Source organism: Fischerella muscicola PCC 7414 (assembly GCF_000317205.1).
Classification (GTDB): domain Bacteria; phylum Cyanobacteriota; class Cyanobacteriia; order Cyanobacteriales; family Nostocaceae; genus Fischerella; species Fischerella muscicola.
Genome location: NZ_AJLK01000059.1, coordinates 1 through 17,388, shown reverse-complemented (window position 1 = coordinate 17,388; position 17,388 = coordinate 1). Strand labels below are relative to the sequence as shown.

Annotated in this window: 17 protein-coding genes and 1 pseudogene; 6 read left to right on the top strand and 12 right to left on the bottom strand. The window is 42.0% G+C overall.

All coding sequences use genetic code 11. The features are described from left to right. Together UYI_RS32250 and UYI_RS0108590 are read left to right on the top strand one after the other, a co-directional pair. Positions 1–308, top strand: a pseudogene (locus UYI_RS32250) (hypothetical protein); the annotation flags it as partial. Then, positions 308–1,309: a glycosyltransferase gene (locus UYI_RS0108590; protein ID WP_016866270.1), complete on the top strand. Its 1,002-nt coding sequence runs from the start codon at positions 308–310 to the stop codon at positions 1,307–1,309. The pseudogene UYI_RS32250 and the gene UYI_RS0108590, both read left to right, overlap by 1 nt. On the opposite strand, the gene ptsP is transcribed toward UYI_RS0108590, so the two are convergent. After that, on the bottom strand, positions 1,304–3,829 hold the full coding sequence (ptsP, locus tag UYI_RS0108585) for a phosphoenolpyruvate--protein phosphotransferase (RefSeq protein WP_016866269.1): 2,526 nt from the start codon (positions 3,827–3,829) through the stop codon (positions 1,304–1,306). The genes UYI_RS0108590 and ptsP overlap by 6 nt on opposite strands. A gap of 136 nt (positions 3,830–3,965) precedes the next feature. Here ptsP and UYI_RS40170 point away from each other — a divergent pair, with 136 nt between their 5' ends. Then, the gene (locus UYI_RS40170) at positions 3,966–4,082 is read left to right on the top strand and encodes a hypothetical protein (RefSeq protein WP_407636588.1); all 117 of its coding nucleotides are present in this window, start codon (positions 3,966–3,968) and stop codon (positions 4,080–4,082) included. A gap of 128 nt (positions 4,083–4,210) precedes the next feature. Here UYI_RS40170 and UYI_RS0108580 read toward each other — a convergent pair whose 3' ends face one another. The 3 genes from UYI_RS0108580 to psbQ all read right to left on the bottom strand — a co-directional run bounded on the left by UYI_RS0108580 (position 4,211) and on the right by psbQ (position 6,942). Next, complete coding sequence (locus tag UYI_RS0108580) at positions 4,211–5,062, bottom strand: alpha/beta fold hydrolase (protein WP_016866268.1); 852 nt, start codon at positions 5,060–5,062, stop codon at positions 4,211–4,213. A 106-nt stretch (positions 5,063–5,168) separates the two neighbouring features. Next, the gene (locus UYI_RS0108575; RefSeq protein ID WP_016866267.1) at positions 5,169–6,284 is read right to left on the bottom strand and encodes an NAD(P)/FAD-dependent oxidoreductase; all 1,116 of its coding nucleotides are present in this window, start codon (positions 6,282–6,284) and stop codon (positions 5,169–5,171) included. A gap of 190 nt (positions 6,285–6,474) precedes the next feature. Continuing rightward, positions 6,475–6,942 carry a photosystem II protein PsbQ gene (gene psbQ / locus UYI_RS0108565; protein WP_016866265.1) on the bottom strand — a complete coding sequence of 156 codons (468 nt, stop codon included), beginning with the start codon at positions 6,940–6,942 and terminating at the stop codon, positions 6,475–6,477. A 308-nt stretch (positions 6,943–7,250) separates the two neighbouring features. Here psbQ and UYI_RS0108560 point away from each other — a divergent pair, with 308 nt between their 5' ends. Then, a complete protein-coding gene (locus tag UYI_RS0108560; RefSeq protein ID WP_016866264.1) occupies positions 7,251–7,682 on the top strand; it encodes a hypothetical protein in 432 nt (143 codons plus the stop codon). A gap of 21 nt (positions 7,683–7,703) precedes the next feature. Here the strand turns inward: UYI_RS0108560 and UYI_RS0108555 are convergent, their stop codons facing one another. From UYI_RS0108555 to UYI_RS0108530, 6 genes are all read right to left on the bottom strand, one after another. After that, a complete protein-coding gene (locus UYI_RS0108555) occupies positions 7,704–8,045 on the bottom strand; it encodes a thioredoxin family protein (RefSeq protein WP_016866263.1) in 342 nt (113 codons plus the stop codon). A 71-nt stretch (positions 8,046–8,116) separates the two neighbouring features. After that, positions 8,117–10,018, bottom strand: a complete 1,902-nt coding sequence (locus UYI_RS0108550; RefSeq protein ID WP_016866262.1) for a transketolase — start codon at positions 10,016–10,018, stop codon at positions 8,117–8,119. A gap of 38 nt (positions 10,019–10,056) precedes the next feature. Further along, positions 10,057–10,515 carry a YbhB/YbcL family Raf kinase inhibitor-like protein gene (locus UYI_RS0108545; RefSeq protein WP_026085830.1) on the bottom strand — a complete coding sequence of 153 codons (459 nt, stop codon included), beginning with the start codon at positions 10,513–10,515 and terminating at the stop codon, positions 10,057–10,059. 41 nt (positions 10,516–10,556) lie between these two features. Next, entirely contained in the window at positions 10,557–11,381 is an 825-nt protein-coding gene (locus UYI_RS32245; RefSeq protein ID WP_016866260.1) for an erythromycin esterase family protein, read from the bottom strand. A 102-nt stretch (positions 11,382–11,483) separates the two neighbouring features. Then, positions 11,484–12,149, bottom strand: coding sequence for a phosphoribosyltransferase (locus UYI_RS0108535; protein WP_016866259.1), 666 nt, complete (start codon positions 12,147–12,149; stop codon positions 11,484–11,486). 1,068 nt (positions 12,150–13,217) lie between these two features. After that, positions 13,218–13,922, bottom strand: a complete 705-nt coding sequence (locus UYI_RS0108530; RefSeq protein ID WP_016866258.1) for a TIGR02117 family protein — start codon at positions 13,920–13,922, stop codon at positions 13,218–13,220. An 89-nt stretch (positions 13,923–14,011) separates the two neighbouring features. Here UYI_RS0108530 and UYI_RS0108525 point away from each other — a divergent pair, with 89 nt between their 5' ends. Then, positions 14,012–14,884, top strand: a complete 873-nt coding sequence (locus UYI_RS0108525; protein WP_016866257.1) for a lipid kinase — start codon at positions 14,012–14,014, stop codon at positions 14,882–14,884. Positions 14,885–15,106: 222 nt separating this feature from the next. Beyond that, on the top strand, positions 15,107–15,712 hold the full coding sequence (locus UYI_RS0108520; protein WP_026085829.1) for an exopolysaccharide biosynthesis protein: 606 nt from the start codon (positions 15,107–15,109) through the stop codon (positions 15,710–15,712). 195 nt (positions 15,713–15,907) lie between these two features. Here UYI_RS0108520 and UYI_RS0108515 read toward each other — a convergent pair whose 3' ends face one another. After that, on the bottom strand, positions 15,908–16,087 hold the full coding sequence (locus UYI_RS0108515) for a hypothetical protein (RefSeq protein ID WP_016866255.1): 180 nt from the start codon (positions 16,085–16,087) through the stop codon (positions 15,908–15,910). A gap of 37 nt (positions 16,088–16,124) precedes the next feature. Then, positions 16,125–17,168: an alpha/beta hydrolase family protein gene (locus UYI_RS0108510; protein WP_016866254.1), complete on the bottom strand. Its 1,044-nt coding sequence runs from the start codon at positions 17,166–17,168 to the stop codon at positions 16,125–16,127. Positions 17,169–17,388: the final 220 nt, after the last annotated feature.

Below are 17,388 nucleotides of genomic sequence, written 5' to 3'. Positions count from 1 at the left end.
ACCGACAGGGAGTGGGGATTAGGGGCAAGTGGGGGCTAGGGGTCCCCACTTTGTGGGGTTGGGGGGCAATGGGGAACTCACCGGCCCCCGCGACCGACAGGGAGTGGGGATTAGGGGCAATGGGGAGATGGGGAGATGGGGAGATGGGGGGACACGGGAGACAAGGAAGACAAAACGATGTAATTAATTCCCAACCAACAACCAACCACCAACCACCAACCACCAACAACCAACAACCAACAACCAACAACCAACAACCAACAACCAACCACCAACAACCAACCACCAACCACCAACAATTTAGCTAATGAGAAAGCTTTACTTTTTACTTCCTGGAACAGATAGAAAGTTTGCTTGTGGTGGGCTTTGGGCAGAATTAAAAACATTTAATCTTGCCAAGCATCTTTGTCATGCTGATGTTATCACCTATCGTCAAAGAGAAGAAGGAAAACTTTTTATTGATGACTTGTTACAAGAGAAAAATTTAGATGATGTTATTTTTGTGATCAGCTGGGGATTTGATGTAGCTCGACTTGCTACGAAGCTCAAGCAATATAATGTTGTTTATCATGCCCATAGTGCAGGTTATGGATTTAAATTACCTGCAAGTATTCCTATCATTACGGTTAGCCGGAATACAATGGGATATTGGGGACAATATTCACCTCATTCGCTAATATATTATTTACCCAATCAAATTGGCAACGAATTTCAAAATTTCCACTTGGAAAGAGATATTGATGTGTTAGTTCAGGCTCGGAAGTCTTCGCAATATTTAATGCAGGAATTGATTCCAGCCTTACAACAAAAATGCCGAGTTTTTGTTGTTGATTCCTATGTCGAGGATTTACCAGGACTTTTTAATCGAGCTAAAATTTATCTCTATGATTCTGCTGAATACTGGGCACAGCAAGGTGTGAGTGAAGGGTTTGGCTTACAACCAATGGAAGCTCTCACTTGTGGGTGTCAGGTTTTTTCTAGTATTAACGGTGGGCTATCTGATTACTTAGATCCCGGCTTTAATTGCTATAAAATAGCTGGGTATTCAAAAGAATATGATCTTCAACGCATTCTCAAACTACTGACACATTGGACACCATCGATACTACCAGAAGGTTTTTTGGCAGAATATCGAAATGAAAATATTATCAAACGTTTACAAGTAATTTTAGATGAATTAAATGAGTTTTTTGACCATAAAAAACATCATTCTGGTAATATCAAGAACCTTACAAAAACGTATTTGGCAAAAATGCGTCTACAGACAATACTAAGTAAAGTGAAAAAGAAATTATTAAGTAATTCATAATTCATAATTGACAATTTCTCTGACTTTAGTAGCAGAATCTTGTTGCAAGGCTGCTGTGACGATCGCTTGTGCTTGTGGCATTGTCAATTGAGCGATCGCACCTTTAAATGCAGGAATAGCTTGGGGATTGAGACTCACTTCATCTAGTCCCAAGCCTAATAAAATTGGTGCTGCTAAGGGATCTGCTGCGATTTCACCACACAACCCCACCCAGATACCAGCAGCATGTGCAGCCTCGACGGTTTGCTGGATCATGCATAACACTGCTGGATGTAAGGCATCGGCTAAATTTGCTACCTTGGGATTAGTGCGATCTGCTGCCATCACGTATTGACTGAGATCATTAGTACCAATACTGAAAAAGTCTACTTCCCTAGCTAATTGGTTGGCAATGGTGACTGCTGATGGTACTTCTACCATGATCCCTATTTGCATCGCCTCATCAAAAGGGATACCAGCCTGACGTAGTTCCCCTTGTACCTCAGTCAATATTGCCTTTGCTGCTTGGATTTCGGCAACAGTTGCAATCATGGGAAACATAATTTTGATTTGATGGCGAAAGCTAGCTCGTAAAATAGCCCTTAATTGGGTTTTCAACACTAGGGGACGATCTAAACAAAAACGAATCCCACGCCAACCCAAAAAAGGATTGGATTCTAAACCCACACCCAAATAAGGAATTGATTTATCTCCACCGATATCGAGAGTACGAATAATCAAAGGACGGTGCTCCAAAATTTGCCCGATCGCCTGGTAAACTTCTAGTTGCTGTTCTTCAGTGGGAGCAGTAGTGCGATTGAGATACAGAAATTCCGTGCGCAGTAGTCCCACACCTTCTGCACCATAATTCACAGCTTGTTGTGTATGATTGATACTACTTACATTTGCGAATACATTGATTGGGTGGCGATCGCGAGTCATGCCGGGTTGGTGAGCAATAGTTATTGCTTGTTGCTGGGTTGTGTGGTGTGCATCTCGCTTTGTCTGAAGTGCTACCAGGGTTTCTGGTTCTGGTTTCACCCAAACTCTACCCGTCTCTCCATCAATAGCTAGCTGTGTGCCGTCGGTAAGCTGTAATATTTCTGGTGGTAAACCAACAATAGCCGGAATACCTAAAGAACGGGCAAGAATGGCAGTGTGTGATGTGGCACTACCAGCCGTGATACAAATGCCCAAAACTCTTGTTGGATCTAAGCTAGCTGTATCTGAGGGAGTCAGATCAGCCGCAACTAAAATCGCAGGTTGGGGTACATCCACAATCGTCATCGGAGTACCTGATAATACACGCAATACTCGCTGTCCCACATCAACAACATCGGCGATTCGTTCTTGTAAATAGGGATCATCAAGACGGCGATAGTTGCTTGCTACCTCATTAATCACTCCTTGCCAAACAGCTTCAGCATTGAGGTGCTGGGTGAAAATGCGTTGCTGTGACGCCTCCAGCAAAGTTGGATCTGCCAAAAATAACAAATGAGCATCAAAAATAGCAGCTTCCGCATCACCAATTTGAATAGAAGAGTGAGACAGCAAAGTTTGAATTTCTTGTTGAGCAGTATGCAATGCTGTTTGTAAACGTTGCCACTCTTCTCTAGTATTATCTACGTTATAGTGCGGTAGTTCTTCTATAGAAGTAGTTGGATCCCAGGTAATGGGTATTTTGCGATAGCGAAAACAAGGTGCGATCGCGACTCCAGGGGAAGCGGGGATGCCTTGGAGAGAGGAGAGAGTGGGGGTGTCAGAGGTGGGGGGAGTGGCAGAAGTGGGGGGAGGAGTTTTGTCTTCGCCGAAGTTGGTGGTGACTAGTGTTTGTAATGCGGCTAGTGCTTCTTCTGCATCTAGTCCAGTAGCAGTAATGACTATTTCGTCCCCTTGACGTACTCCTAACATTCCTACTTGGTTGATACTGTCAGCACGGACAAAATCACTACCTTTAGTAACATTCCTTACTTTAATTTGTGATTGAAATCGGGCGGCACAGCTGACAAATTGAGCTGCCGGTCGGGCGTGCAATCCAAATCTATTACTGACAGTCAAACTGATTTGGCTTGTGTGTCCCTTGTCATTAATCATTGGTTCTTCACTAATAACTGATGACAAATGACAATCAGCCAAACCTAACTGAGTTGCTTTTGCTACTAACGCCTCCTGTACTTCCGTAATTACCCATTGAATATCACTGTTAGATGAGGCCGCAACTACTGCGGCGATCGCACCTTCAACTAGAGGCGCTGCACACAGATGTATGTGCTGTTGTTGTTCGCTGGGGAAAAACTCTAGCGCCATTTCTGCACTCATCAAGGCGCTACCGAGATCCATCAGCACCAACACACCATCATCACTATATACAGATGCGATCGCCTCATAAACCTGCATTGCATCCGTACCTAGAGGATTTGCTGGATCATCAATTCCTGCTGCTAAAGCGATGGGAACATGGCCTTGAACCATCTGTAATGCAAGTTCTCGCACACCTTCTGCTAGCCGTCTGCTGTGAGAAACAATAACAATTCCAATCACGGGAACACCGTTAATTAATTGTGGATTGCTTTCTTTGACCTCATTATGGAGGGTAACTCACAATTTTGGGTAAATTTTCAGCAAACCGTAATCTATTGTGTTTTTTGTCATTGGTCATTTGTAACGACAAATAAACGTGGTGTTTAACTCAGATGGCAAAACGATTGCGACTGCATCATTTGACAACACAACCAAGTTGTGGAATCTCCAAGGTAAAGAAATTGGCACTTTCAAGCATCACTCAACAATTTAGGATGTAGTGCTTAGTAGCGATCGCAAAATCTGTGTTTATCTATGTGTATCTGTGTTCGCTTTGAACATCTAACCCATTTCCCTAACTTGCAAAATGCGATCGCTGAGTAGGTTCAGCCTGATTATTCATCAACTAGACTCAGCACGACGCACAAAGGGCAACAAATCTTGCAAAATAGTTTCGTGGTAATGCTCTTGTGGATAATGCCCAACATTATTTAATTTGACTAATTCTCCATTTGGTACAGATTTAGCAAAATTTTCTGCTATATCTACATTCAACCAAGGGTCAATCACTCCCCATTGAATTAATATTGGTTGTTGCCAATCTTTGAAACCAGTTTCGATTTCAGACATGGCTTTTGCTAGTTGTAAATTGCGAATTGTTGATAGAAGTGCGCGTCCAGCAGCAGATGTTTTCAAGAATGGTTGACGGTAAACATCTAAATCTTTGTCAGGAATGACATAACGGCTACCACCTTCTAAAGTTCGGTCTACTAAAAGGGGGTCTTGGGTCATCATTTCACCTGCCAAAGGTAGACCCATTTGTTGAATTTTCCAAGGTAATTTAACAGTGCTAGAAATTGGTGTATTGAGTATAGTAATATTGGCAATTTGTTCTGGATGACGTAAGGCATATTGCAGCCCTACAGAACCTAAAAAACCTTGCACAACTAAAGAAAAACGTTTTAATTCTAAAGCTTGAACAAATCCTTCTAAAGCTGTAATAAATGCATCGGGAGTATAAGCAAAATCTCTTTTTTCAGGTTTAGAGGAAAAACCAAAACCAATCCAATCTGGTGCGATCGCTTTTGTTCCTTGTTGTGCTAATGCGGGTAAAATCTTACGCCAACTGTAACTCTGCGAGACTAAACCATGTAGCAATAAAACTGGTAATAAATCAGTTCTACCAATTGGTTCTGCTAATCTGTAAAACCATTCTCGTGAATCTACGGTAGTTTTATGTTCTGTTATAGACATTTTATTAAAAATGCAAGGGCGTCAATAAAATAAATGGGTTTGTAGTAAAGACTTTAGTCCTTAAATATTTAAGCGCTTCAGTGCTTACTACAAACCTGCTTTTTTTCTAATTAGAGATAATCATCTCACGAATCGCGTCAGCAGTGGCGGGTGCAAGTAAAATGCCATTACGATAGTGTCCGGTAGCAAGCAGGACGTTATTAAAACCTGGTAATTTCTCGATCACAGGGGCGGGGCGTCCTTCGGGGCGGGGACGCAAACCAGACCAAGTGCGGATAGTGGTGGCTTTTGCTAAATCTGGACAGAAGGCGATTGCTTGTTGTTTTACAGACTCAAGCAATTCTGTGTTGGGTGGTATCTCATGACTGCCATTTGTGGGAAACTCAACCGTTGCACCTACCCAGTAATCTCCATTACCCACAGGAACTATATGCACATCATTACCAGTGATGACTGGCTGAAAATCAGGATTACCTAAAGAATGTCCTAATCGTAGTTGCAAAGCTTGCCCAAGTACAGGACGAATGTCAACGGGATGGTTTAATTGTGCAGCTAATGGTGATGAACCCAGTCCAGCAGCAACTACAAACCAATCTGCTGCTATTTTCCCCTCAGTTGTCTCTAGTTGCTGGCAAATATCCTTGTTGTGAGGTGGTGGGTTTATGCCTAAAACATTCACACCAAATTTGAAAGTTACACCGTTGTTTTGGGCAGCTGCAACTAAAGCCAACGTTAGCGCTGTCGGGTCTAGTTGGCGGTCTTGGGGAGAATAAATAGCAGCGATAATATTTTTGGCATCTATCTGGGGACAGATATTTTTTAGTTTAGCAGTATCCCAAATTTCTAGCTGGTATCGTTGAGTGTGGCGAATTTCGGTTAGTTTTTCCCAGTGTGAGATTTCTTCATCTGCTACAGAAGCATCTGCATTCTCCGTCAACAGCATCAGAATTCCTTGACGGTTAAAAGGAATCTTGCGATTTGTAAGTTCCTCTAGTTCTGGAATTAGGCTTTCGTAGCGTTGGATGCTAGTTTGACGCAACCGCCAAGCTTTTCCTTTGATCTTATGACTGATGATACCCATTAACACACCCAACGCTGCCCCTGTAGAAGCTTGTGCGGGTGGTTGTTTATCGAAAACTGTAATATTAAGCCCTTTGACTAGACTAAGTTCATAGGCGATCGCAGCTCCAACTGCACCACAACCGATAATAACTACATTCATGGTTTTTAAGAAGGGATCGGGGATCGGGGATCAGGGATTGGGGAACTCACCAGCCCCCTGGTGGGGATTAGGGGCAACGGGCATAAGAGGAACATATCAATTCAAAATTCAAAATGAAGAACCTTCTGACTTGTTGCCCAATGCCCCATGCTGATCTCTGATTCCTGATCCCCTATCCCCATCCTAAACATTAACCAGCTTCTGCTGAAGTGCTAGCTTCTGGAAGCAAATTCAGGAAATTGTCAATATCTGCAAATGCAGCCTTGGTATTACTCAAAGCTTTGAGAGAATTAGCAGATTCAGTGGCTTGATCAATTTGAACCAGATGGTTAAACATGTCTCGCGCCACTTGACGTGCTTTTGGTTGATCTTGAGGCAGAAGGTTAGGAATGATGTAAGTCATGTTTAGCCTTGCTTCTGCCATAGGGCCGTGGATAAAATTACCAACATTTACCCAATTGTTATCTTGGATCAGCTCTTTGAGTTCGTCAGAGCGATCGCGCACAGCTTCGATTTTAGGCAGGTATCCCTGAATTTTCTCGATCTGTGTGGGGGTATAAGTTGGAGGTGCTGTAGCTACAGTAGGGCCACCACAGCTGATCAGAAATGTTGCTAAAAGAACTAGGACTAGTGACAAGAGTGAGCGTTGACGCGCCATAAACTAAGCTTACGTGTTACCGATTAACAGTGCCATTTTAGATCGGAGCGCGTAACATCTTGTTCTGATTAGCAAGGGATTTTGGCGAAATTCTTTTTTTGTCTTGATATTTTGAGTATAATTACTTAAAATAAGTAGTCTAGACCACAATATAACTCTAAGATAAATATTGTTAAGAAAGCCTAACTAGAAATTTGCCAAAAAGATCAAGATATTGATAGGCTGAAACTCCATATAGAAGAGCCTTCTGGCGGTTTTAATTTCGTCGCATCGTCCATTAGTAAACACAAAGTGGGGAGAGTGTTTTCGTGAACGCAGCTGAAATGGGAACTAACTTAGAACTTGCCAGCAAGATTGCTACAGCTGTTAATTTATTTAAATTTCAGTTCCCTGATGCTAGATCGGATCTCAAACCGTGGACAAATGACCCAGAAACCAGAGAGTTAATCGATCCAGATTCCATAGATATCGGCTTTCACTTTCCTGGGGTAAGTAGATCATGGCGTAGCCGCAGTATCTTAATTCAGATCCGTTTTTACCAAGATCCTGTAAGTAATTTACGTCGTGCAATTGGTGTGGAAGTAGCAGGATTTAGCCACTTGGGTGAACAGTGGCGACTGTCAACCATAGAAAATTGGAATTTTGTAGGTGCAACCCAGCCTTCAGAAGATATAAGCGAAAAGCTGAAGCAGTTTTGCAGGCAGATTTTGGAGTTGTTTAACAAACCAAGTGATGTCTAATTGATAATATTGGTCATAGTTCTACTGTTGCTGGACTAAAGGTTGCAGACGTTGGATAAGGTGTTCTGCTGAGATTAAATCTTCAATTCTTTCTGCTTCAATTAACTCCACAGGCTGACCATTCCTAAAAAGCACCATTGCTGGTAGGGCATGAACTTGATACTGATTCGCCAAATCAGGATATTTTTCACTATCGATTTTGACAATCTGGAGTTGTTGTTTCATTTGCGAATTCACTTGCTCCAGAATAGAGTCCATTAGGTAAGAAGGACCACACCAAGGAGCAGAAAAAACTACTAACAGGGGGAATTTTGAGCTAGATAGTAGCTCATCAAATTTATTGAACTGTTCTTTGATTGCCATAATATACGCATTGCCTCCTATGTAATGAGCAAACAAACCTTCCTCAACAGGAAGTCCCTAAGCGCCAGGTATTACTCCGTTGGCATCCAAGCTGCTTGTTTGACAAGCGATCGCACTGCCTTGACAATAGCATCTGCGTCAATTTGTGCTGCATGGAGTAGTTCTTCGGGAGTGCCTGATCCTGGCATATCTCTTACTGCCAATTTCACTAGGTTCAGCCCCCATTCACCATAAGCTGGAGCTGTACCTATGCCTACAAAAGCATCAAGAACAGCAGCACCCAGTCCACCTTCCCTCCAGTGGTCTTCTACTACAACAAGTTTGCCAGCAGTATCACGGGCAGCCTGATGTAGGGTTGTAGCATCAATTGGCTTGACTGAGTAAGCATCGATGACACGCACTGTTATACCTTCCTGTTTGAGGCGATCATAAGCTTTGAGTGCTTCATGTACCGTAATACCTGCTGCAATGACTGCTGCTTGATCGCTATCGGAACTGCGGATGACCTTGCTGCCACCAATGGAAAAATCTTCATCAGCTTCATAGAGAACAGGTGTCTTTTCCCGCGTTGTCCGCAGATAGACAATGCCATCACAATCTACCATTTCAGCGACAAGTTTAGCAGTTTGATTGGCATCGCAGGGGTAGAGTACAGTACTATTCCACACTGCCCGCAAAGCAGCCAAATCTTCCAGTGCCATTTGGGAAGGGCCATCTTGACCAATCGAAACTCCTGCATGAGAACCAACAAGTTTGATATTGGCACGAGAGATGGCAGCCATACGGATAAAATCGTAAGCCCGACTTAAGAACGCTGCAAAAGTAGAAGCAAAGGGTTTATACTGCCGCACTTGCAAACCAACTGCTGCGGCAACCATTTGCTGCTCAGCAATGTACATTTCAAAGTAGTGATCAGGGTAAGCTTTGGCAAAATCTTCAGCATAAGTGGAGTTACTTACCTCAGCATCAAGAGCAACCACATCCGGTCGAGATCCTCCTAAAGCTTTTAAGGCATCTCCGTAAGCTTTACGAGTTGCCACTAAATCACCTTCTTGGTAGACGGGAAGTTGGAGAGTTTGAGCCTGTCGTCCTGTTGTAGCTGTTAGAGTTTGCTCCTCAGGCTTCTCGACGGCAATAGTGATGTGACGTTCACCACCCAATTGGGCGATCGCTGCCTTAGCATCGTCGGGTTTCAATGCCTGACCATGCCAACCGCCAAGGTCTTCTAAATGTGCAACACCTTTCCCCTTCTTTGTCCGAGCCACTATGACTGTAGGATAGTCGAGGTTATTTATGGCTGCTGAGTATGCTTGATCAATCTCTTCTAAATTGTGACCATCGATTTCAATAGCTTTCCAGCCAAAAGCCCTGGCGCGATCGCAGTACACTTGAGTGTTCCAACCTAACATGGTTTGGCCTCGCTGCCCCAAGCGGTTGACATCAATGATCGCAATCAAATTGGCCAGTTTGTAGTGATTTGCGTGTTCAAAGGCCTCCCATATGGAACCTTCCGCCATTTCACTATCCCCTAACAAGACCCAAGTATGGTAAGGTAGCTGGTCTAAATATTCGCCAGCCAAAGCAATACCAACAGCGATCGGTAGACCCTGGCCCAGTGAACCTGTTGCTACTTCCACCCAAGGCAGTATTGGAGTTGGATGTCCTTCGAGGCGACTGCCAAACTTGCGAAGGGACATCAACTCGCGATCGTCAATTACCCCTGCTGCGCGATACATTGCATACAACAGCGGTGATGCATGTCCTTTGGAGAAAACCAGGTGATCGTTGTTGGGGTCGTGTGGATTGCTGAAGTCGTAACGGAGATATTTAGCAAGCAGCACTGCCATCAGGTCTGCGGCGGACATAGAGGAGGTGGGATGACCCGATCCAGCTGCTGTGGTGGCACGAATACTATCAACCCGCAATTGTTGTGCCAACTCATGCCATGCTTGCAATTCTTCAATGGTAGCCATTATTACTCTCCTACGGAAATAGGACTAAAGGTGAACCATTAGCTTTGCCGAGCGTAGCGTCCCATTAACTCGGCAGCCTCTAAGACGTGACCTTCCATCGCTGCGAGTACGTCTGCCTTACTAGCTCCCGGTGGCAAATCTAGCATTTGATCCAGTGCATAGAGTTTGAAGAAGTAGCGATGAGTACCGCTAGGTGGGCAGGGGCCACCAAATCCCAATTGACCAAAATCATTTTTCCCCTGCACACCACCATCGGGTAATGTGGCATGATTGACAACACCTTCTGATAAATACTCAATATGAGCTGGTAAATTATATACAACCCAGTGGGTAAATGTTTTCTTCGGTGCATCAGGGTCTTCCACAATGAGAGCAAAACTGACAGTACCATTAGGTGGACTATCCCAACTCAAAGGAGGAGAGAGATTATCACCATCGCAGGTGTATTGGAATGGAATGCTGTTCCCTGTAAAAAATGCAGGACTGTGAAGATGCATAACTTTAATAGTTTTTAATAGTTTTTGATTAATTTTTTTCACTAAAAACCAGAAGGAAATGTTTCTGGCACTTCCCTTGTTTCGTGTTCAGCCATTCGGTCTAGCGGCTCTACTCCTCTGGTATCATCAATGTGGATGACAGCATCAAATTGCTCCGGAAGCCAAGCATAAAAGTAATGACTGGCACGTTCAGTTTGGGGTCGATAAATCACGCCAATAGCTCGCTCCAATCGAGGCTCTCGCAAAACGCTAATCACCGGATTTTTATCCCTGAAGTTTAGTAAAAACTGAGGCAAACCTGTTTGATGAAATATATCTTCGTAACTTCCTGGCAAGGCAGGAAGAATTTGCTTGAGTTGAGCAGGTTCATCCCAATTTGTAGCAGCGGTTACTGTACCTGTGTAGGTGGTAAAACCAATTAGCACAACCTCATCACCATATAGTTCCCGCACTAGTTGACCAACATTCACTTCACCCGCTTGTGCCATATCTGTTGCCCGTGCATCTCCTAAATGGGAATTGTGTTCCCAGACAACGACTTTGGTTTGCCGTCCCTGGCGATCTAGGTGAGCCACGAGTTGATCTAAAGTTTCACTCATGTGGCGATCGCGCAAATTCCATGACGATACTCGTCCACGAAACATTGAGCGGTAATATTCCTCAGCGTTTTTCACAAGTCTGGCATTCTGTTGAGCGTAGAAAAACTCATCTTCGGCTACCCGACCATCTTGCTTGGCATACTCAGCACTCCGACGTTGCAATTCCTTGAGTTGGCTGACTACCTCTTCCTCACAGGACTTACTCAGTCCAACACCAGTTGCATACCCGTAAGCCTGAGTATCTTCTGCAAATTGTTCAAATGGCATGGCTGTTGCTCTCTCCTCAATCAGTTGACAAGTAGAAGATCAACTGTTTTTCTTCTGTCTGCGGTGTAAGTTTTGAGTTTTGAATATAAAATGCTGCTTGCTTTAGTTACTAACTATTGAGTGTTGATTGTTATTAGTAGCTCGTTTGAGCAAATCGCGAACTTCTTCATCGCTGACTTGGGGAAAGTCTTGATACCAAAGACCAACGCTGTAAAAGGGATGGGGCGTTTCTAGACACACGATTTCGTCTACTAATTTTTGCATCTCCTGGCAAGCCTCTGGTGATGAGACTGGCACGGCAACCACAAGTCGAGCAGGTTGCTGTTGCTGTAGTGCTACCACCGCAGCCCGCATTGTTGTACCTGTGGCTAAACCATCATCCACTAAAATAATAGTGCGTTCATGTAAAACTGGGAAAGGTCGGTCATTTCGATAAAGACGCTCACGTCTGTTCAATTCTTGTTGCTCTTGGACTGCAACCCGTTCAATTACTTTTTGGGATAGACCTAACATTTGTACTACTGCTTCATTGAGTACTTGCACCCCGCCAGAAGCAATTGCTCCCATCGCCAACTCCTCATGTCCAGGCACACCCAGTTTACGAACAAGAAAAACGTCTAGTGGAGCATTGATTTTGCAGGCAATTTCAAAAGCAACAGGTACACCACCTCGTGGTAGTGCTAATACGATTACATCTTTTCGGTTAGCATAAGCTGCTAGTTGTGGGGCTAACAGTTGCCCTGCCGCAGTTCGGTCTTTGAATACCATAGTTTTCACCCTCTCCTGACCGAAAAAGAATGTACGGCTTCGCCGCTGCCGCAGGCTTAAGAATTCACTTCATAATTTAAGTCTGCGATATCTTTTTTTAATGAAAAGGCACTAATTAGAACAGTTTCTAGTGAGCTGATGACGATTGGTTGTGATTGACAGTTTGTCCCTCCTTTGTTTTGGATGTTCCCTACTCCAGCCTATTCGTTTCAAATTTCTTACTCCTCTAACTAATGGGGGTACTTTACTGATTAACCCGTATAACTGATGGATGAATTCGTATTAAATTTAGTTGTTGTACCGATTTTGAATAAGGCAGAGGGCAGAAGGCAGATGGCAGAAGGAAGGGAAAAGGGATGTGTATTCACGCTTAAGCATTGGAATCGCTCTTTCTAAGTATGCGATCGCTATCAATCTCTGCGTTAGGCTCACTGTTTGCTCTAGTTGTGCGATCGCTTGAGCAACTATCTTGACAGAAGCTGTTGTAATTAAACTAGTTCTTAGAATTATTGAGTCTTGATTTTTTTGCTACTACTAGCTTAAATTTCTACAAGTTATCTAAATCTTCGTTAAATACAATCATTTACATAGATAAAAAGTGATGCAACATCTTTTGCACTTGTGATTACAATTCTCAGTAAGTGGTTTTTCCACCACTTTGCCAACACAATCAGGGTTAACCTCAACTTTAAGGTGAAAGGTAAGTAAGTAAACTAATGAATTACTTCTTTCTTTTACCTTTTTATTCAATCAAATAAAACAGAATTTTATTAAATTACTGCTATTAGATTAGTAATTGGTAAATCAAAAAAATATATTTAAAAAATTCATTTTTATGTTAATTTGGTTAAGCAATATAATCTAGTGAGTTTATTATATTATGTATTTGAACATCAGTTATTGTATTTTTAATTTACATAATCATTGAGTCTAGCTAATAATTCAAATCCTCTGATCATCTACACTCTAGACTTGAAGCTCGGCAAATCTTAACAGGAAATGGCAAAAAATCCACTTTCATTCTTCGCGTTAAAACTTGTTTCATATGTACTGCCCTCTGCCTTCTAATTAATTACAAGTATCTCTAAGGTGCAACATAATAGCAGATGATATTCCATCCCAAAGGGGAGTATTAATGTCAGCTTTTCTCAAAGCTGTTGCTGTCCAAGAATTACAATTTTGCAAGATCGAGTAACTACCAACTGCTGCATAAAAGCCTGCATTGATGGTATGACCGTTTCCCAAGCGAACTTTTTCACCCTTTGCATCTAGCTGAAAACTAGCTTGAATATACTCCACTAATTGTAAATAGTCATTTTTGCTAACTTGGATACATTTAACATCTAAATCATTTGGTATTGATTGATACCCTTTAACATACATTACAGAGGGAGTAGGAAGAAATAATGCTTTAAAAGTAGTAGATAATTTTAAATCAGATAAAGCAGGAGTTAACATATAAAAATCTCTGTCTCCCCAACCAAAACTTATATAATTGTAATCTTGAGCAGTATCTATACCAACTTCGCCGATAGATAGAAATTTGTGCCAATTATAAATATTATTTTTTGTTGGCACTATAATATTTGTGTGAATACCTGTATTAGAAACACAAATTTGCATGTCACAATTATCGTGTGAGTAATTACCCAATTTTCTAGGTATAAATGCACTGATAATTAGTAACATTAAGCTAAATAAAACTAATCCTGAAAAGTAACAAGAGAACTTATATAATAGGCGTATAAAAACTGAATGATTTGCATTTTTCATAAAAATACCTGCACAGTCTGAAAGCAAATTTCAAAAGGTGTGGGCAGTATGTGAATATTTTGACGTATAAGCGATAAAAAGTACTACCCATGAATCGGCGCGCACTGCTGTTAGTAAATCGTCAATCCCGCCAAGGACAAAAGCGTTTGTCAGAAGTGATGAGTTGTCTTGTAGAACAAGGATTTGAGTTGATTGCAGCATCCGCAGAAAATCCTCAGCACTTTTCAGACGTAATTAGGAGATACCAACATCAAGTTGATTTGGTAATTGTTGGTGGCGGTGATGGCACTCTTAACGCTGCGGTAGATACTTTGGTGGAAACTAATTTACCTTTGGGAATCTTACCTTTAGGAACTGCTAACGATCTTGCAAGGACTTTAAAAATTCCCAATTCTTTGCCCGAAGCTAGCAAAGTGATTGCTAATGGGAAATTACAACGCATTGATTTAGGAGAAGTTAATGGCAAATATTTTTTCAATGTTGCCAGTTTAGGGCTGAGTGTGAAGATTACCCAGCGATTAACTAAAGAAGTAAAGCGTCGTTGGGGAATATTTGCTTATGCTTTTACCGCCCTGGAAGTTATTTGGGAGTCTCGCCCCTTTAGTGCAGAGATTCGTTTACCTGATCAATCAATTAAAGTCAAAACTGTACAAATTGCGATCGGTAATGGTCGATATTATGGTGGTGGTATGGCAGTAGCGCCTGATGCCATGATCGATGATCAAAGATTGGACTTGTACAGTCTAGAGATTAGGCACTGGTGGGAGATTATTCCCTTACTGCCGAGAATGCGACAAGGACGACACATAAATGCCCGGAATGTCCGTGCTCTTCAAGCTCAGGAAATTGAAATATATACTCGTAAACCTCGTCCCATTAATACAGATGGTGAAATCACCACCTATACCCCTGCTCATTTCCGTGTAATTCCTAAAGCTGTAGCTGTTTTTGTTCCCCGCTAGGTGGGGGATGGGGAGATGGGGAGTAGTAAGCAATCAACAATCAACAATCAACAATTAACTACTAACTACTAACTACAAACAACCAACAATCAACAACCATCAACTAACCCGTCAATCTACGATTTTCGGAAATAATGTAAGAATATTTGTATTGGTAACTAATGAAATTTATTTTATTTAGTAAGAGTTGGTACTGTGAAAACTCACATTGCCTCACGCCAAATGCATCTGAAATTTTCTCAAGATATCAAGTTACTGTTACAACGGTTAGCTGAAAAGCCGTTGTCACTTGGAGATATCCTCGCAGAAACTTCTGAACGAGGTTTTAATTTGGTGATTGCACTGTTAGTTTTACCGTTTTTATTTCCTATGCCACCAGGCTTAACAGGGCCATTTGGTGCTGCTTGCTTGATTTTATCAATGCAGATGGTTTTGGGTAGGCGATCGCCTTGGTTGCCGCGAAAAATAGCTACGTATAAATTTCCTCGTTCTTTTGCCAATGTACTATTGCAAAATTTGCGACGCGTTACTAGGATTCTAGAAAAAATTGCTCGTCCTCGCTTGTCCAAAATAGCTGATAATTCCTACACTTGGCGGTTTAATGGACTTTGTATTTCTTGGTTAGCAGTGTTATTAATATCACCAGTTCCTCTTACTAACCCTATCCCAACTATAGGTATTTTAATATTAGCAGTAGCAACAATAGAATCTGATGGTTTACTGATGTGTATTGGATATATATTTACTGTTTTAACTACTTTATTATTTGCCTTTATTGGTTATGTCTTTTTTGTAGCTCCAAGTCTACTACCGCAGCTTCTACGCTAAAAAATTAGCAATTGATTTTTTATTATAAACTAGAAATTTTTACAAAAAACCCTCAGTGCAGGACTGAGGGCAGCAATTAAGGTGCATCTACCTCTTCTATATCCATGATGCTAACAACAGCATCCGGTCAAAATGAACAAAGTTCCAAAATTTTCAATCCGTACCAAGGCAGAAGTTTTGATAACTTTCAACATGCTATAATAAAGCCCCCAGCCAGAGGCTGAAGGCTACAAACTCGGGTGCATCTACCATTTCTTTATCCGTCTTACTAATGAATGCATCCGGAAGAATTTGTAGAGAGCGATCCCCAATTTTGATTTTGGGATTGTTTAATTCTCCATTGGCAGAGAATAAGGGAGAGAAATATTTTGGCAATTATCTTTTATTTGTTAGAAGAGCAAATTTAACCAGGTTATTTGCTGCACGATTCTTGGAGGCTGTGACAATCGTAGCCATCCAAGAAAGCTGCTGAATTGTATTTTGTACTCAGCACTGTTGATAACTTTGGCATTCCGCTTGATGTACTGTAATTAGGAGTTGGAGCTAAAAGCCGATTAGTTGCAGCAAGATCATTCTTCAACCAACGATCAAACCACGCAATTGTAAAGTAATGCGATAGATCGTAAGCACTGTTGCTGGCTTTTTGACCCCATCCAAAGTGATTCCACCCTGAAAACACAGCAACAAAACTAGGCACTCCATTCTGACGCCACCAGTTGAAAGCAGTTTTCTTCAAATCTTCAGAACCAGAACATGTCTCAGAGGCTTGACCCATCGCGGGAACACGAGGAGTTTCGTAATTGCTACCAGTGAACGTACAAACTGGAGATCCATCATCACCACTTTCGCGAACAGCTAAGTTGTCCCATGCAACTATTGCTTGAATTCTCAAATCTTCCCTTTGAGTACGAGTGAGAGTTCTCCCTCCTAATGACCAACCAGCAGCACCAATTGCGGTATCGTGAGTAGACGCAACAAAAGGATTGGCAGCAGACAGCATAAAGTCAATACCACTTTTGACGGCGGTGTTATAGGATAAAGTGCTAGTGCCATTTATTGGTTTGGTGATGATCACCACGTATCCGTTTGCAGCCAGACGTGTTGCAGCCCACTCTACACTCTCAATACCTGCTCCTCCTCCAGGAAGCATTGATATCAGTGGACACGGGGCAGTTTGTAGTGACTCATCAGGGGCATATATCTTAGCAGCCAGCATTCCATCAGGAGAAGGTATTTGAACACTAGCAACTCTGATATCTCCTCCTATGCCCCCACAAAAATTATTTGAGATAGGTGTTTGAGGTACTGGAGGTACTTGGGCAATAGAACGGTTGTTGTCCAAAAATGGAACAGTCAGAGAAATATCACCGTATAAACCCGTAACTAATCCCATCAATCCAGCAGTTAATGTTACTTTTGCAAACCAAGTTTGAAGGTTGCTATTTAATACAGCCATAAGTCAATTCCTGCTAGAAACTTGCTGAATCGATTCTCTCTATAAGAATCAAGCATTAGACTTACAGCAGTTTTCAGTTGAGTGGACTACAAAAGCAAATCTAATTGACATTTCCTCCTCATTTCATTGTTTGCTATCCAAGGAAAGGAATCAATCTTTCTCCTAACAAGTGGAGGGTTTGTCCGTAGTCTATCATTTGAAAATTGCTGCACCATGCTGA

Coding starts and splice junctions, on each gene's coding strand:
- UYI_RS0108580 (WP_016866268.1), bottom strand. CDS start 5,062: ATGTCTATAACAGAACATAAAACTACCGTAGATTCACGAGAATGGTTT.
- UYI_RS0108520 (WP_026085829.1), top strand. CDS start 15,107: ATGCATCTGAAATTTTCTCAAGATATCAAGTTACTGTTACAACGGTTA.
- UYI_RS0108590 (WP_016866270.1), top strand. CDS start 308: ATGAGAAAGCTTTACTTTTTACTTCCTGGAACAGATAGAAAGTTTGCT.
- psbQ (WP_016866265.1), bottom strand. CDS start 6,942: ATGGCGCGTCAACGCTCACTCTTGTCACTAGTCCTAGTTCTTTTAGCA.
- UYI_RS0108555 (WP_016866263.1), bottom strand. CDS start 8,045: ATGGCAATCAAAGAACAGTTCAATAAATTTGATGAGCTACTATCTAGC.
- UYI_RS0108525 (WP_016866257.1), top strand. CDS start 14,012: ATGAATCGGCGCGCACTGCTGTTAGTAAATCGTCAATCCCGCCAAGGA.
- UYI_RS0108510 (WP_016866254.1), bottom strand. CDS start 17,168: ATGGCTGTATTAAATAGCAACCTTCAAACTTGGTTTGCAAAAGTAACA.
- UYI_RS32245 (WP_016866260.1), bottom strand. CDS start 11,381: ATGCCATTTGAACAATTTGCAGAAGATACTCAGGCTTACGGGTATGCA.
- UYI_RS0108545 (WP_026085830.1), bottom strand. CDS start 10,515: ATGCATCTTCACAGTCCTGCATTTTTTACAGGGAACAGCATTCCATTC.
- UYI_RS0108550 (WP_016866262.1), bottom strand. CDS start 10,018: ATGGCTACCATTGAAGAATTGCAAGCATGGCATGAGTTGGCACAACAA.
- UYI_RS0108575 (WP_016866267.1), bottom strand. CDS start 6,284: ATGAATGTAGTTATTATCGGTTGTGGTGCAGTTGGAGCTGCGATCGCC.
- UYI_RS0108535 (WP_016866259.1), bottom strand. CDS start 12,149: ATGGTATTCAAAGACCGAACTGCGGCAGGGCAACTGTTAGCCCCACAA.
- UYI_RS0108530 (WP_016866258.1), bottom strand. CDS start 13,922: ATGAAAAATGCAAATCATTCAGTTTTTATACGCCTATTATATAAGTTC.